13 protein-coding genes are annotated in these 14,921 nt (G+C 71.1%); 5 read left to right on the top strand and 8 right to left on the bottom strand.

Translation table 11 applies throughout. The features are described 5' to 3' along the window. Nucleotides 1-15: 15 nt before the first annotated feature. Complete coding sequence (locus ACMGFG_RS07370) at nucleotides 16-1,944, bottom strand: ABC transporter ATP-binding protein (protein ID WP_436929690.1); 1,929 nt, start codon at nucleotides 1,942-1,944, stop codon at nucleotides 16-18. Between the two features lie 130 nt (nucleotides 1,945-2,074). Between ACMGFG_RS07370 and ACMGFG_RS07365 the strand changes: the two genes are divergently transcribed. The 4 genes from ACMGFG_RS07365 to ACMGFG_RS07350 all read left to right on the top strand — a co-directional run bounded on the left by ACMGFG_RS07365 (nucleotide 2,075) and on the right by ACMGFG_RS07350 (nucleotide 5,606). Then, nucleotides 2,075-2,725 (top strand): TetR/AcrR family transcriptional regulator, encoded by a 651-nt coding sequence (locus tag ACMGFG_RS07365; protein WP_436929689.1) that lies wholly within the window; start codon nucleotides 2,075-2,077, stop codon nucleotides 2,723-2,725. A 113-nt stretch (nucleotides 2,726-2,838) separates the two neighbouring features. Continuing rightward, the gene (locus ACMGFG_RS07360) at nucleotides 2,839-3,144 is read left to right on the top strand and encodes a cupin domain-containing protein (protein ID WP_436929688.1); all 306 of its coding nucleotides are present in this window, start codon (nucleotides 2,839-2,841) and stop codon (nucleotides 3,142-3,144) included. Nucleotides 3,145-3,211: 67 nt separating this feature from the next. Beyond that, the gene (locus tag ACMGFG_RS07355; protein WP_436929687.1) at nucleotides 3,212-4,024 is read left to right on the top strand and encodes an aldo/keto reductase; all 813 of its coding nucleotides are present in this window, start codon (nucleotides 3,212-3,214) and stop codon (nucleotides 4,022-4,024) included. Nucleotides 4,025-4,160: 136 nt separating this feature from the next. After that, on the top strand, nucleotides 4,161-5,606 hold the full coding sequence (locus ACMGFG_RS07350; RefSeq protein WP_436929686.1) for an FAD-dependent oxidoreductase: 1,446 nt from the start codon (nucleotides 4,161-4,163) through the stop codon (nucleotides 5,604-5,606). 22 nt (nucleotides 5,607-5,628) lie between these two features. On the opposite strand, the gene ACMGFG_RS07345 is transcribed toward ACMGFG_RS07350, so the two are convergent. The 3 genes from ACMGFG_RS07345 to thiE all read right to left on the bottom strand — a co-directional run bounded on the left by ACMGFG_RS07345 (nucleotide 5,629) and on the right by thiE (nucleotide 8,791). Then, nucleotides 5,629-6,660: an oxidoreductase gene (locus ACMGFG_RS07345; RefSeq protein ID WP_436929685.1), complete on the bottom strand. Its 1,032-nt coding sequence runs from the start codon at nucleotides 6,658-6,660 to the stop codon at nucleotides 5,629-5,631. Nucleotides 6,661-6,724: 64 nt separating this feature from the next. Beyond that, nucleotides 6,725-8,077: an MFS transporter gene (locus ACMGFG_RS07340; protein ID WP_436929684.1), complete on the bottom strand. Its 1,353-nt coding sequence runs from the start codon at nucleotides 8,075-8,077 to the stop codon at nucleotides 6,725-6,727. 72 nt (nucleotides 8,078-8,149) lie between these two features. Next, nucleotides 8,150-8,791, bottom strand: a complete 642-nt coding sequence (gene thiE / locus ACMGFG_RS07335) for a thiamine phosphate synthase (protein ID WP_436929683.1) — start codon at nucleotides 8,789-8,791, stop codon at nucleotides 8,150-8,152. A 131-nt stretch (nucleotides 8,792-8,922) separates the two neighbouring features. On the opposite strand from thiE, the gene ACMGFG_RS07330 reads away from it, so the two are divergent. After that, a complete protein-coding gene (locus ACMGFG_RS07330) occupies nucleotides 8,923-9,645 on the top strand; it encodes a hypothetical protein (RefSeq protein ID WP_436929682.1) in 723 nt (240 codons plus the stop codon). A 68-nt stretch (nucleotides 9,646-9,713) separates the two neighbouring features. On the opposite strand, the gene ACMGFG_RS07325 is transcribed toward ACMGFG_RS07330, so the two are convergent. The 4 genes from ACMGFG_RS07325 to ACMGFG_RS07310 form a co-directional block, all read right to left on the bottom strand. Next, nucleotides 9,714-10,460 carry a hypothetical protein gene (locus ACMGFG_RS07325; RefSeq protein WP_436929681.1) on the bottom strand — a complete coding sequence of 249 codons (747 nt, stop codon included), beginning with the start codon at nucleotides 10,458-10,460 and terminating at the stop codon, nucleotides 9,714-9,716. A 238-nt stretch (nucleotides 10,461-10,698) separates the two neighbouring features. Then, entirely contained in the window at nucleotides 10,699-11,538 is an 840-nt protein-coding gene (locus tag ACMGFG_RS07320; protein WP_436929680.1) for an aldo/keto reductase, read from the bottom strand. Nucleotides 11,539-11,591: 53 nt separating this feature from the next. Then, nucleotides 11,592-13,508, bottom strand: coding sequence for a twin-arginine translocation signal domain-containing protein (locus ACMGFG_RS07315; protein ID WP_436929679.1), 1,917 nt, complete (start codon nucleotides 13,506-13,508; stop codon nucleotides 11,592-11,594). Nucleotides 13,509-13,652: 144 nt separating this feature from the next. Further along, nucleotides 13,653-14,882 (bottom strand): digeranylgeranylglycerophospholipid reductase, encoded by a 1,230-nt coding sequence (locus ACMGFG_RS07310; protein WP_436929678.1) that lies wholly within the window; start codon nucleotides 14,880-14,882, stop codon nucleotides 13,653-13,655. Nucleotides 14,883-14,921: the final 39 nt, after the last annotated feature.

Below are 14,921 nucleotides of genomic sequence, written 5' to 3'. Positions count from 1 at the left end.
GGGCTCCGGGGCCGCTCAGTCGTCGTCGAGGCTGGCGCGTTCCCGTTCGGCGGTCCGCTCGACGAACTCCTCGGGGAGCGCGTCGACCTCGCCGACCTGGACGCTCCAGAGGTTCGCGTACAGCCCGTCGGCCTCCAGCAGGTCCTCGTGGGACCCCTGCTCGACGACCTTCCCGTCGTCCATGACGAGGATGGTGTCGGCGTCCCGGACGGTCGACAGCCGGTGAGCGATGGCGAAGGTCGTCCGCTCGGCGGTGAGGTTCTCCAGCGACTGCTGGATCAGCACCTCCGTCTCGTTGTCGACGTGGCTGGTCGCCTCGTCGAGGACGAGGATCTCCGGGTCCTCGAGGATGGCCCGCGCGATAGCGATCCGCTGGCGCTGGCCGCCGGAGAGTTTCACCCCGCGCTCGCCGACGGTCGTCTCGATGCCGTCGGGCAGGTCGGCGACGAACTCCATCGCCCCGGCCATCCGCAGCGCCTCGACGATCTCGTCGTCGCTCGCCTCCAGCCCGTAGGCGACGTTCTCCTCGATGGTGCCGTGGAAGAGGTACGGCTCCTGGCTGACGTAGCCGATGTGGCTCCGCAGGCTCGACAGCGACAGGTCCCGCACGTCCCGTCCGTCGATCCGGATCGTCCCCTCGTGGGGGTCGTACAGCCGCATCAGCAGCTTGAGCAGCGTGGTCTTGCCCGCCCCGGTCGGGCCGACGAGGCCGACGAAGTCGCCGGGTTCGGCGGTGAAGGTCACGTCCTCGACGGAGTTCTCGTCGGCCTCGGGGTAGCGAAAGCGCACGTCCTCGTACTCGACGAGGCCCTCGACGCCGTCCAGGTCGATCGCGTCGTCGTCCTCGTGGATCGTCCCGGGGTCGTTCATCAGGCCGACCACTCGCTCGGCGGCGGCGAAGGCGTAGCGGTAGTTGTTGACGACGTTGCCGAACTGGCGCATCGGCCAGAGGAACCGCCGCGACCACAAAAGCATCGTGGTGAGCGTCCCGAGCTGGAGCGTGCCCGAGAAGGGGCCGGGCGCGCCGAACAGCAGCCAGTAGCCGCCGACGAGGAAGGTGATGACGTAGCCGAAACCGGTGATGATCCGCAGCGAGGGGAAGAACTTGATCCGCGTCGTGATCGCGTCCCAGTTGGCGTCGAGGTAGTCCTCGGAGGCGGACTCGACGCGGTCGCGCTCGAAGCCCTCGCGGCCGTAGGACTTGACGACCTCGATGCCGCCGATGTTGTTCTCCAGCCGGGAGTTCAGCGCGCCCACGGAGCTGCGCACGCGGCCGTACTTCGGCCCGATCTTCTGGACGAACACGTAACTCGCCAGGGCGAGGACCGGGATCGAGAGGAGGGCGACGACCGCCAGTTGCGCGTTGAGCCAGACCATCAGCGCGCCGGTCCCGACGACGAGGACGCCGATGCGGATGCCGGCGTTGAGGTCGTCGGTGAGGAAGCTCTCCAGCTGGTTCACGTCGTTGTTGAGGATGGACATGATCTCCCCCGTCTGTTTCGAGTCGAAGAAGCTCATGTCCAGCCGCTGGACCACGTCGTAGGTGTCGACGCGCACCTCGTGCTGGAGGTGCTGGGCGAAGCGGTTCCACGCCCAGGAGTTGACCCAGTTCAGCGTCGCCGTCAGCACGTAGATCGCCGCCACGAGCCCGACGGCGAACCAGAACTGCCCCTCGGTCCCCTCGGGGATGGCCGACCCCGGAACCAGCGGCAGCCGGAACGGCTGTGTGCCCGCGAACAGCGAGTCGATGGCGATCCCGAGGATGAGCGCCGGGATCAGCTCGAAAAAGCGGGCGACGATACTCGCCACCGCGCCGAGCGCGAACTCGCCCTTGTAGTCGCGCCCGTACTCCGTGAATATCTCCCACATCGGCCGGTCGGCCGACTCACGGAGGTCCTCGAACGCGTCGGCGTCGTCGTTCCCGCCGGAGAAACCCCATGACATAGCACCGCATAACGACTGCCTCCTTAAATAACTAACTCAAATGTTAGTCGCAGGCCTCGTCCCGTGCCCCGGTGGTTCCAACCGTTCACGGGCGCGGAAGATTTTTGCCCGCGGCCGGTAACACGTGGGTATGGCTTCCGAGGTGGACGTGCAGGGTGACACACACGACGCGATCATGGGTGCGACCTACCACGCGCTGTGCAAGCACGGCTACGCCCACCTCACGATGCAGGACATCGCCGACGAGTTCGACAAGAGCCGCTCGCTGCTGCACTACCACTACGACACCAAAGAGGAGCTGATGCTGGTCTTCCTCGACCGGGTCATCGGCTGGATCGGCAACCGGCTCGCCGAGTCCGACACCGAGGAGCCGCTTGCGCGCCTCGAGGAGTTCATCGACAAGTTCGTCATCGAACCCGGCGAGGAACAGCGGGAGACGTTCGCCCTCGCGATCCTCCAGTTGCGCGTCCAGGCCGCCCACAACGAGGAGTTCCGCGAGAAGCTCGCGGCCCACTACCGCGAGAACGCATCGGTCGTCAGCGGGATCATCGAGGACGGCGTCGAGGCGGGCGTGTTCCACGAGGACGTCGACCCCGAGTGGGTCGGCCGGAGCATCTACACCTCGATGGCCGGCGCCCGGATGTTCCAGGTGACGATGGGCGACGAGACCGCCACGCTCCGGATGCGCGACGCGGTCGCCGAGTTCGCCGTCGACCAGCTGATCGCCGACGGTCGCAGCGTCTCGGCGTACGCTGGCGGCGACTTCAGCCGCCGGGACTGAGCCGCTACGGGGCCGGTGACGGCCCCGTCGGCCGCCCCGTTCTCGGCCCGTCCGCCGTCCGACCCCGACTCGCCGTCGAAACCGTCAGGACCCCGGGGGCCGACATCCCGGCCATGAGACGCGCCAGTCTCGACTTCGAGGGCTTTTTCGACGTGCGCGAGACCACCGAGGACGCCCAGGCCGCCCAGATGACGCTCTCGCCCGGCCAGTCGACCGGCGGCCCCGACAACCGCCACCCCGACAGCGACCAGTGGCTCTACGTCGTCTCGGGGTCGGGCCGCGCCACCGTCGACGGCGAGGACGTGCGCTTCGAGGCGGGCGAGTTGCTCGTCATCGAGGCCGGCGAGACCCACGAGATCGAGAACGACGGCGACGAGCCCCTGCAGACGCTGAACCTCTACGTGCCGCCGATCTACTGACGGGATCGGCCCCACCCGGACTTCCGCGACCGGCAGGGTCAAGCCGTGATGGCCGCAAGGCCGGACCATGCCAGTCGATTCTCTCCCGCGACTCGGGCTGGGGACCTACTCCGACGACGACCGCGAGCAGTGGCGCGAGAACGTCCGCACGGCCCTCGACGTGGGTTTTCGCCACGTCGACACCGCGCAGGTCTACGAGAACGAGGAGTACGTCGGGCAGGGGCTCCGCGACAGCGACGTGGCCCGCGACGACGTGTGGCTCTCGACGAAGACGGTCCACCACGACGTGCCGCCCGAGCCCGAACAGGTCCCCGACGCCATCGACGGCTGTCTCGACCGCCTGGGCGTCGACTACGTCGACCTGCTGTACGTCCACTGGCCCTCCGGCGTCTACGACCACGAGGAAGTCCTGCCCGCGTTCGACGCCGCCTACGAGGCCGGGAAGACCCGGAACGTCGGGCTGTCGAACTTCACGCCCGAGTTGCTCGACGAGGCCCGGGAAGTGCTGGACGCCCCGCTGTTCGCCCACCAGGTGGAGATGCACCCGCTGCTCCCCCAGCGGGAACTCGTCGCGCACGCCCAGGAGCACGACTACTGTCTGGTGGCGTACTCGCCGCTGGGGAAGGGCGCGGCGCTCGACGTGCCGGAGATCGAGCAGGTCGCCGAGAAACACGACGCCACCCCGGCGCAGGTCAGCCTCGCGTGGGTGCTCTCCCACGACAACGTCGCCGCCATCCCGAAGGCCAGCAGCCGCGAGCACATGGCACAGAACCTCGCCGCCGGCGACCTCGAACTGGACGAGGAGGATATCGAGCTGATCGACTCGATCGACGAGCGCCACCGGGAGATCGACCCCGACCACGGGCCCTGGAACTGGTGAGCGCGGGTCGTCCATTCCTCGGCGGCCGCGTCGACGACCGGCCGTGGCAGTTGCGGCTCCGCCCCGCTCGAGCGGTCGTGCGCGACACGGCCAAACGGCCCGAACCACTACGTCGGGGCGCTCCCATCTCGGAGCCATGACAGCCGAGCCGTTCGTCGTGGTCGGCGGCGACGCCGCCGGGCTGAGCGCCGCGAGCAAGTGCAAACGGGAGGACCCCGACCGCGAGGTGGTCGTCTTCGAGAAGGGGCGGTGGGTCTCCTACGCCCACTGCGGGACCCCCTACTACGTGAAAGGCGAGGTCGACGCGCTGACCGACCTGCTGACGCTCTCCCCCGAGGACATCGACGAACGAGGGATCGACCTCCACCGCGAGCACGAGGTGACGGGGATCGACACGGACGACCGGACCGTGACCGTCCGCGGTCCGGACGGCGACCGCCGCGAACAGCCCTACGGCGACCTGCTCGTCGCCACCGGTGCCCACGCGCTGACCGGCCCGGTGGACGGCACCGGCCTGGCCGGCGTCCGCTCGCTCCACGGACTTGACGACGCGGCGGCGATCCGTGCGGCGCTCGAACCCGCCGGCGAGGCGACCGTCGAGTCGCTGGGCGGCGGCGACTTCCTCGACCCGTCGGTGATCGAGCCGTACGCCGACTGGGAGCCGCCGGAGACGGTCGCCATCGTGGGCGGCGGCTACGTCGGCGTCGAGATGGCCGAGGCGTTCACAGCCCACGGCCTCGACGTACACGTCTTCCAGCGGGGCGAGCACCTCCTCGACCCCTTCGGCGAGGCCGTCGCCGAGCGGGTCGAGGCCGAACTGCGCGATCGGGGGGTACGGCTCCACCTCGACACCGAGGTCGAGCGGCTGGCGGGCGACGGCCGCGTCGAGCGACTGGAGTGTGCCGGCGGGACCGCCCTCGACGTCGACCTGGCGCTGGTGGGTGTGGGGATCCGGCCGAACGTCGACCTCGTCGACGACACGCCGGTCGAACTCGGCGACTCCGGCGCGGTCGCCGTCGACGACTACGGGCGCACGTCGGCCGAGGGCGTCTACGCCGCGGGCGACTGCGCGGAGGCGCGCCACGCCGTCACCGGCGAGTTCGACTGGGTGCCGCTCGGGCTGACGGCCAACCGCGCGGGTCGCGCGATCGGGAGGACCGTCGCCGGCGACCCGAAGCCGACCGGGGCCGTCGCGGGGACGGCCGTCGTCAAGGCCTTCGACCAGGAGTGCGGCCGGACGGGGATCGTCGACCACGAGCGGGCGCGCGAGGCGGGATTCGACCCCGTCAGCGAGACGATCACGACCGCCTCCCGGTCGGGTTACTACCCCGGCGCGGCCGAGACAGTGGTCACGCTGACCGCCGACCGCGAGACGGGGCGGCTACTCGGCGGTACCATCGTCGGCACCGACCGCGCGGCCGTCCGGATCGACACCGTCGCGACCGCGCTGGAAGGCAATATGACCGTCACGGAGGTCGAGAACCTCGACCTGGCCTACGCACCGCCGTTCTCGCCCGTCTGGGACCCCGTGCTGACGGCGGGAAAGGTACTGAACGGGTCGTTCGACGGGACCGACGACTGACGGGGAGGACCCGGTCCGCCCGTCAGTCCGCGCCGCTTGCGGCCTCGTCGCCCGCGGCCTCGTCGCTCGCGTCGCCCGGGGCGTCCGTTCCCGGTTCCGCCGCCCCGGCGAACCCGTCGAAGTCGTAGGTGACGCCCGTCATGTCCTCGGACACGCGCCAGAGTCGCTCGGCGCGGTCGGTGTCGTAGGAGGCGTCGCTGGAGCGCTGGGGCTCGGGGTGCCCTCGCATGTCGAACAGCCCGCCGGGGCCGACGTAGGCCCCGCCGTCGACGCCGGGTTCCGTCGCGGCGTAGATTAGCGGGAGCGCACCCATCTCGGCGGACTGGCCGAGAACGGCGTTCATCGCCCGCATCACGTACAGTTTCACGGTCGACCCCTCCTCCTTCGGGCCGCGCGCCTGCAGCGAGGTGGCGGCGTAGCCGGGGTGGCAGGCCACGGAGATCGTGTCCTCGATCCCCGCCGCCGAGAGGCGGCGCTGGAGTTCGTAGGCGAACAGCAGGTTTGCCAGCTTCGACTGGCCGTAGGCCTCCCACTTCCCGTAGGACTCCTCGTGGTGGAGGTCATCGAAGTCGATCTCCCCGCCCTGGTGGGCGCCGCTGGAGTGGGTGACGACCCGCGTCTCCCCCGGCGTGGCGACGATCCTGTCGAGGAGGTGGCCCGTCAGCGCGAAATGGCCGAGGTGGTTGACGCCGAACTGTGTCTCGAAGCCGTCGGCCGTCTCCGAGCGGGGGATCGCCATCACGCCGGCGTTGTTGCAGAGGACGTGCAGCGCGTCGTAGTCGGCGAGGAAGCCCTCGGCGAACGACGCCACCGAGTCGAGGTCGGCCAGGTCGCACTCGCGCACGTCGAGGGGGTCGCCGTCGAGCCGTTCCTCGTCGCGGATCTCGGCGGCCGCCTGCTCGCCGCGGTCGGCGCTCCGGCAGGCCATCACCACAGTCGCGCCCTTCCGGGCGAACACGCGGGTCGCCTCGTAGCCCAGGCCGCTGTTGGCCCCGGTGACGACGACGGTCTTTCCCGACAGGTCCGGCACGTCGGCGGCGGTCCAGTTTCCCATACCCGTCGTTCGGACGCCCGCCACTCAAGCCCGGCGCCAAACGAGTGGGGCCGATGGCGACCGGCTAGTCGGTGCCATCGGCCGGTGCCTCCGCGGGGTCGCCGACGACCCGGACGGTCGTCAGCAGGACGACGATCCCGACCGTGAGGGCCGCGCCGAAGACGAACGGCGACCAGTAGACGACGAGGGCGTACAGCGCCGTCATGACCGGCGGACCGACCGTCCGCCCGAGGCTGCCCGCCCCCTGCGTGACGCCGAAGGCCCCGCCCTGCCGGTCGGCGCTCGTCGCCAGCGACACCAGCGTCGTCAGCGAGACGTTCAGCAGGCTGTTGCCGAGCGACAGCAGCGTCAGCGCGCCCAGCAGCGCGACCACCCGCGGCCCGAACCCGAGGATCGCCCGCTCGCCCAGCAGCGCCCGCCCGATCTCCGGGGAGAAGGGAAACGCCGCGAGCGCAACGACCAGCAGCGCGGCGCCGGCGGCGGCGAGCTGTCGGGCGGGAACCACCCGAGAGAGCCGGCCGACGACGACCCCCTGGTTGACCACCGCCAGCGCGCCGACGTACGTGAGCAGGAGTCCGGCCTGGGAGGCGTCGTAGCCGTACACGTCCGCGACGTATGGGATGAACGCCACCTGGATACCGGAGAAGGCGACCGAGGCGACGAGGAAGGCGCCGACCAGCGGCCGCAGTGTGGCGTCGCGGGCGGCGTCGACGAACTGGCCGACGATCCGCGGCCGGCCGGCCGTCCGCGCCTGCCGCTCGGGCTCGGGCAGGAAGGCCCACGCCCCGAGGAAGGCGAGGAAGCTCAGGGCCGCAGCGCCGAAGCTCGGCAGCGAAAAGCGCGTCGCCGGGACGAACGCCGGGAAGGTGCCCGCCGCAGCGGCGACGACGCCGTCGCTCGCCAGTACCGACCCGAGCGCCGGCCCGAAGACGAACCCCAGGCCGAAGGCGGCGCCGACCAGCCCGAGCGCGCCGGCGCGGCGGTCGGCCGGCGTCACGTCCGCGATGTACGCCTGCGCGGTCGCGATGTTGCCGCCCATCGCACCGGCGAGCATCCGCGCGAGAAAGAGCGTCGCCAGCGCCGCGGTCGCGCCCGCGGCCGCCCCGACCTCGCCGCCGAGCCCGAAGACGGTCCAGGCCACGGTGTTCGCCAGAAGCGAGAGCATGAGGACCGGCCGCCGCCCGCGGGCGTCCGACAGCTGTCCGAGCAGCGGCGCGGAGACGAACTGCATCAGCGAGTAGGAGGCCGCAAGCAGGCCGTAGACCACGTCCGTCCCGCCCAGGTCGCGGACGTAGAAGGGGAGGATCGGGACGACGATCCCGAACCCCAGCAGGTCGACGAAGACGATAGCGAGGACGGCGACCAGCGCCCGCCGGCGTCCGGCGAGCGACGCGCCCACCGCCCGAGGGTCCTGCACGCCGGCCCGTTCGGCCCGCGATCGGGAATAGCTAGGGTCGGCCTCGGCGCTGTTTGTTCCCGACCGGGCCCGTCAGTCCCCGCGTACGTCGGCGACGGTCTCGGCCAGGTCGCGGGTCGCCGCCTCGGGGTCGTCGGCGCGGGTGATCGCCGTGATCACGGCGGCGCCGTCGGCGCCCGCCTCGACGACCGGCGCGGCGTTGTCCGCGGTGATCCCGCCGATGCCCACGACGGGGATGTCGACGGCCGCGGCGATCTCGCCGACGCGCTCGGGGCCGATCTCGTACTCGTCGTCGTCGATGTCGTCCTTCGAGCCGGTGGCGTAGACGGCGCCGACCCCGAGGTAGTCGGCGCCCGCCTTCTCGGCGCGGCGGGCGTCGTCGACGAACGACACCGACCGGCCGACGATGGCGTCGTCCCCGAGTTGCTCGCGGGCCACCTCGACCGGCAGGTCGTCGTCGCCGAGGTGGACCCCGTCGGCGTCGACCGCCGCGGCGAGGTCCACCCGGTCGTTGACGACGAACGTCACCCCGGCCTCGCGGGTGAGCTCCCGGAGCTTGCGGCCCACGTGGTAGCGCTCGCGAGCGCTCCGGTCCTTCTCGCGCAGTTGCACCACGTCGACGCCGCCGGCGACGGCCGCCTCGACGACCTCGCGCGTCGTTCGGTCGCCCGAGAGACTCTCCTGCGTGACGAGGTACACGTCCCAGTCAGTCATTGCTGGAGCGTTCGGGTCCACCGACCTGTTACTTTCGGATCAGAAATCCGCGGGCCCGCGGACCGAAGACGTTCGTCGCCGCCGTCGGCCCGTGTCGGACTCCTTTTGCCGGTACCGGCCGAAGCGCCGCCATGGACGTGATCGGGGACCTGGTCGCACGCGACCGGCGGAGCGACGACCTCGCTGTCCGGACCGACAGCCGCGCCGGGTCGTACAGCTACGAGAAGTGCTGCACGAACGCCTGGAAGACGGGCAACATCCTGCGCCACTACGGGGTCCGCGGCGGCGCGACCGTCGCCGTCGACGCCGGCGACCCGCTCACGCCGCCGCCGCTGCTGGCCCTGTTCGGCGCGTGCCTCCTCGGCGCGACGACCCGCTTCGACCCCGGCGAGTCGCCCTCGGCGAAGGCGCTGGTCGCCCCCGCCGCTCGCGCCGACGCCTACGACCCCGACCCCGGCACCAAGACGTTCGTCTACGGCGACGTACCGGACGACCCCGAGTTCGCCCACTTCGAGGCCGAGATGTGGAGCGAGAACCCGACCGCGCCGCCGGACCGCGTCGACCCGACCGACACCGCCCTCGCCGCCGCCGACCGCGAGTTCACTCACGAGCGACTCCTGTCGGCCGCCGAGCGAGTCGTCGACGAGTACGGCCTCGCCGCCGACGACGAGGTGTCGGTCCGGGCGCCGCTGGCCGACCCCGGGACCGTCGTCGCGGGCGTGCTCGCGCCGGTCGCCGCGGGCGCAACGGTGCTCGTCGACCGCGAGTCGACCGGGACGGTCGCCGTCGCGAGCGGCGACGCGGCGGACAACGCCCCGGAACCTGCCGTCGTCGACCCCGGTGACGTGCTGTAGCTACTTCGGAGAAAAGACCGGGAGACAGGGAACGGACGGCGAAGAGCGGACCGCCGGCGGGACGGCGCCTACTCGCCTTTCGGGCGGATGAAGTCGGCGAGCGCGACGGTGGTTCCCAGCAGCCACCCGAGCGGGACGGAGATCCCGATCCAGATGAGGACGTAGGCGAACTCGGTCATGTCGAACTTCTCGACGACGTAGTCGCGGAGCCCGACCGGTTCGAGGACCGACTGGCGGACGAACTCGGCGATCTGGTCGGCGTAGACGATGCTGAACTGGGCCACGTCCTCGGAGACGAGCGCGGCGACGACCGGCGGCAGGAAGATGGCCGTCATCCCGAACGGGTACGCGAAGACGACGGTCGTGACCCGGCCGCCGACCGCCCGGAAGAACACGGCCAGCGCCGCCGAGAGGACGGCGACGACGCTGGCGGCGATGATGGCGTTGGCCGCCTGGTTCGAGTAGTCCAGCCGGAACTCCACCAGCGCCGAGAGGCCGCCCCACACGAGGATCGCGAGCAGGATCACGCCGACGGCGCCGAGTTTCTCGACCGACACGTCGATCTTCCGGGCGTGGAAGCGGACGACGACGCCGAACAGGGCCAGCGGGTACAGCACCGCGACGACGAGCGCCCCCAGCGCCGCCCACGCGTTGTAGGTCACCTTCTCCCGGGCAGTCTCCGGTCGCCACTTCCCCAGCACGGTGTCGCCCGCACCGCGCTGTCGCGGGTAGAGCAACTCCATCCAGGTCTCGTGGAACTTGTTCAGGTCGAAGCGGACGGCTTCGACGACCCCCTGCCGGTTCCCGACTGACATGTTCCCGACTTTGGCAGCGCCCTGTATACCTCTTCTGTTGCCCGCCGACGGCCGCCGCTGTTTCACCGTCGACAGGTCCTCTCGACGACAGGATCGGCGGTTCCGAGAGCCGGGAGCAGCCCGGCACCAGCCCGGGCCAGCGGGCGGCCGACAGCGGGGAAAACAGCGGGTCGACAGCGGTCAGAACGGCGGACGGGCTGTCGGCCGGGCGACGGCGCAGGCCCGAGGCGCCGTCCGCTCAGTCCCAGGCCTCGGGTGCGAAGCTGGTGTGGACCTGCCGGTCGGTCCGGTCGATGGCGTCGATGGTCGCCACATCCTCCTCGTCCAGTTCGAGGCCGAGGCTCTCCCAGTTGTCGCGGATGTGGGCCTCGCCGGTGGCCTTCGGGATGGCCGTCACGCCCTTCTCGCGGAGCCAGGCGAGCGACACCTGTGCCTCGCTGACGCCGTGTTTCTCCGCGACCTCGGTGATCGCCGGCACGTCGAAGACGGCGCCGCGGGCCAGCGGCGAGTAGCCGACGAGTTCGATGTCCGTCCCCGCGACGTACTCGCGCAGTTCCGCCTGGGGGAGCAGCGGATGACACTCCACCTGGTTGGCGAAGATCGGCTCGTCGAGCACCTCCTGGGCTTCCTCGATGTGGTGGGGTTCGAAGTTCGAGACGCCGATGCGGTCGACCAGCCCGCGCGATTTCAGCTCCTCGAAGGCGGGCAGCGTCTCCTCGGCGTCGTAGGTGCGCGAGGGCCAGTGGACGTACAGCAGGTCGACGCTGTCGACGCCCAGTTTCTCGAGACTCTCCTCCGTGCTCTCGACCACGCCGTCGCGGTCGAGGTGGTCGATCCACACCTTCGTCGCGAGGAAGACCTCCTCGCGGGGCACGTCCGCCGCGGCGATGCCGTCGCCGACGGCCGACTCGTTGCCGTAGATCTGGGCGGTGTCGACGTGACGGTACCCCATCTCTAGCGCCGTCCGGACGCTCTCGGCGCACTGCTCGGGGTTCTCGTTTTCCCACGTCCCGAGCCCGAAGGTCGGCATCCCGTCGACGCGCGACACGCTCTCGGGGGACTGGCTGTCCTGAGACATACGCGACCATCGGGACGAGCGACCAATAGGGGTTGCGACTCCGGAACGCGCTCCTACGTCTCGTCGCTCGTGCCGTCGCCCGCGTCCCCCGCTCCGGATCCGTCGGTCGCATCGCCGTCTCCGGACTCCTCGGTCGCGTCGTCCGCGGTCGCACCGTCGGACTCGGATTCGGCTGCCCCGGGGTCGTCCGCCTCGTCGCCGCTGGCATCGTCCGTTCCGGCGTCCGTCGCGTCGTCGTCGGCCACCTCCGTCCGCTCGCCGTCGGGGCTATCGACGACGGTCTGGGCGGCCTGGACCTCCTGGGTGCCCTCGGTGTCGGGCTCGGTCGTCTCGACGCCGCTCCCCCCGCCGTCGCCGCCGCCCCCACCGCTGTCGTCGGACGGGGCGCCCTCGTCGCCGCCGGCGCCCTCGTCGTCGCCGGCGAGGAACCGGTTGTAGAGCACGCCGGCGCTCCCGATAGCGAGGATCGCCGCGCCGACGCCGATGACCGCCGGCGAGAGTCCGCCGCCACCGCCGTCGCCGGCCGTCGTCGCGGTCCCGCCGTCACCGCCGTCCCGGGTCGCCGTCCCCGGACCCCCCGACGGCGTCGCCGTCGGCGTCGCGGTGGCCGTGGCGCCGCCACCTGCGTCGGTACCGGGTTCGTCGGTCGGCGTCGGGGTGAACGTCGGCGTCGAGTCGTCGGTCGGCGTCGCGGTCGGCGAGGCGGTCGGGCTGGGCGTCGGCGAGGGCGTCGCCGTGGCGACCTCCGCGCCGCCGACCTTCACGCCCCAGCCGGCGGCGGGTCCGCCGGCCGAGTCGGCCGTGCTCCCGACGCAGACCATCCCCTCGTCGTCGGTGAGGTGGAACGCGGAGAACTCGCTGGAGCCCGACCCGTACGTCTGCTTCCACCTGGTCTCGCCGTCGATGCCGAGGTTGGCGGCGAACCCCCGGGCGTTGACGCCGTCCCCGTTCGTGGCCGTCTCGCCGGCGACGTAGTACTCCAGGTAGCCGCCGGTGACGCTCCGCAACACGGTGTAGGTGTCGGACTCGACGCGGGTCCCCCACCGCTTGCCGCCGTCGACGTTGATCTCCAGTGCCCAGCCCTGCCGGTCGTTGGTCTGCGGGTCGAAGGCGTTGGCGCCGACGGCGACGAACCCGTTGCGCGTCTCCGCCACGTCGTAGAGGACGTTGTAGTCGTCGTAGGAGTTGATCGCGTCGTCGGAGCGCTTCTTGAACTGCTGTGAGAACACCTGGGTCCCCTCGTCGTCGAGCTTGACGATCCACCCCGCGGTGTCGTCCGCCGTGTCGTCGGTCTCGCCGACCGCGATGTAGCCGCCCTCCTCGGCGACGACGACCCCGTGGAGCTGGTTGCGGCCCCCGGGCCCGATGGTCTCGGACCAGTCGATCGACTGGTCGGGGTTCATCCGGACGACCCAGGCGTCGTCGAACCGGTCGGTCCACCCCACGAAGACGAACCGTCCCTGTTCGTCGACCGTGACCCCTCGCACCGTGTCGGTCCGCTCCGACCTGACGTTGAACACCCGTCGCCACTGCTCGGTCCCCTCGCCGTCGACGCGGACGGCGAACGCGCCCTGCTGGCTCGACCCCTCCTCGTGGGTGTGGCCGGCGACGACGAACCCGTCGCCGACGGGCGCCACGTCGAACCCCCTCGTGACGGCGCGCTCGGCGACGGTCGTCTCCCAGTCGATCCGCCCGCCGGCGGTCAGCCTGGCGAGCCAGATCGCCTCGGCGGCCTCGCCGTCCGCGGGCTCGGTCGTCCCCGCGACGACGAACCCGCCGTCGCCGGCCGGCACGACGGCGTTCGCCTCGGCCGGCGTCCCCCTGTCGTAGGTCCGCTCCCAGCGGGTCGGCGGCACTTCCTGTCGACCGCTCGCCGTCGCGTTGCCGACCGAACCGCTCGCGGCCAGCGCCCCCGCGCCGGCGAGACAGCACCCCTTGACGAATCGTCGCCTGCTCGGTTCCCGTTCCATGCTCGACGACGCGACCGGGAACGGTAAAATCCTGTCGGCTTTTCGAGGGACTGTCGGCGGCGCCCAGCGGGCACTGCCGGCGTGTCCGGAGGCACACCGCGAACTCGCCGTGACTGCCGCGGCGACGCGACTGCGCGGTCGCGGTCAGCTCCCCAGTCGCTCGCGGGCGAACCGCGCGAGCAGGGGCAGGTCGTCGAGGTGGATCAGGTTCCGCATCGCCAGCCGGTTGCCGCTGTTGACCTCCGCGAGCGTGTCGCCGTCGGCCTCCCGCAGGTCGGCCATCAGCCGGTCGTAGCGCTCGTTGGGCGCGAGATACAGCAGCTCGGTCATCAGCAGGCGGGTGTTCATCTTCGGCGCCACGTCGCTGTGCCACAGGTCGTTGTAGATGGTCATCTCCTCGGCGGAGGTGTCGACCGTCCCGGTCAGCGCCCGGTCGGCCGTGGCCGCCGCCGCCCGCGCGGATTTCATCCCCTTGTGGATCCCTTCGCCCCACAGCGGGTCGATCGTCGGGACGGTGTCGCCGATGGCGATGAAGCTATCGGTGGTCATCTGCCCCGGCTTCTGGATGTGGGCCGACCCGCGGTGTTGCTTGCCGTCGAGCCGCGTCGCGTTCTCGAAGCGGGGGTCGCTCTCCAGCCAGTACTCCAGGTAGTCGTCGATGCCCATCCCCTCCCTGGCGTACTCGCGGTGGCTGTCGTTCTGGATGTAGCAGAGCCCGACCTTCGCCGTGTCCTCGCCCGTGTGGAACAGCCAGGAGTAGCCGCCCGGCGCGAGGTCGTGGTCCAGGCGGAGCATCATCGCGTCGGTGCAGTCGGCGAACTCGGGGTGGTCGGCCTCGACGCCCTCGAACTCGTACTCGACGCCGATGGCCTGGCGGTCGCGCTGCAGGTCGGTGACGCCCAGCTCCTTCGCCAGCGGTGCCGCCGGGCCCGTCGCGTCGATCACGACGTCGGCGTACACCTCTTCCTGCCCGTCGTAGCGGACGCCGACCGGCTCGCCGTCCTCGACGATCGGCTTCGAGACCCGCGAGTCGAAGCGGTACTCCGCACCGTTCGCCCGGCCCTCGGCGACGAGCCAGCGCTTGAAGTCGGCGAACTCCAGGACGGCGCCGGGCTGGTCGCGGACGAAGTGGTCGTTCGGCGACTCCAGCACGACCGTCTCGGTGAAGTTCATCACCACCTCGTCGGGGACGTTGAACGACGCCATCATCGAGGGGAAGGTCCCGGCGGTCGACTTGTTGCTCTGACGCGGGAACTCGGCCTCGGGTTCCGTCTCCAGCACGAGCACCTCGTGATCCCTCGCCGCCAGGTCGCGCGCGCACTGCGCTCCGGCGGGTCCGGCACCCGCGATCACCACGTCAAAGCGGTCGCCCATAGACGTTGGTCCGGCGTCTCCGACATTAGTGTTGCTGAA

This window comes from Halosimplex halobium, assembly GCF_051414055.1.
Classification (GTDB): Archaea; Halobacteriota; Halobacteria; order Halobacteriales; family Haloarculaceae; genus Halosimplex; species Halosimplex halobium.
This window is presented reverse-complemented; position numbering and strand designations above follow the sequence as displayed.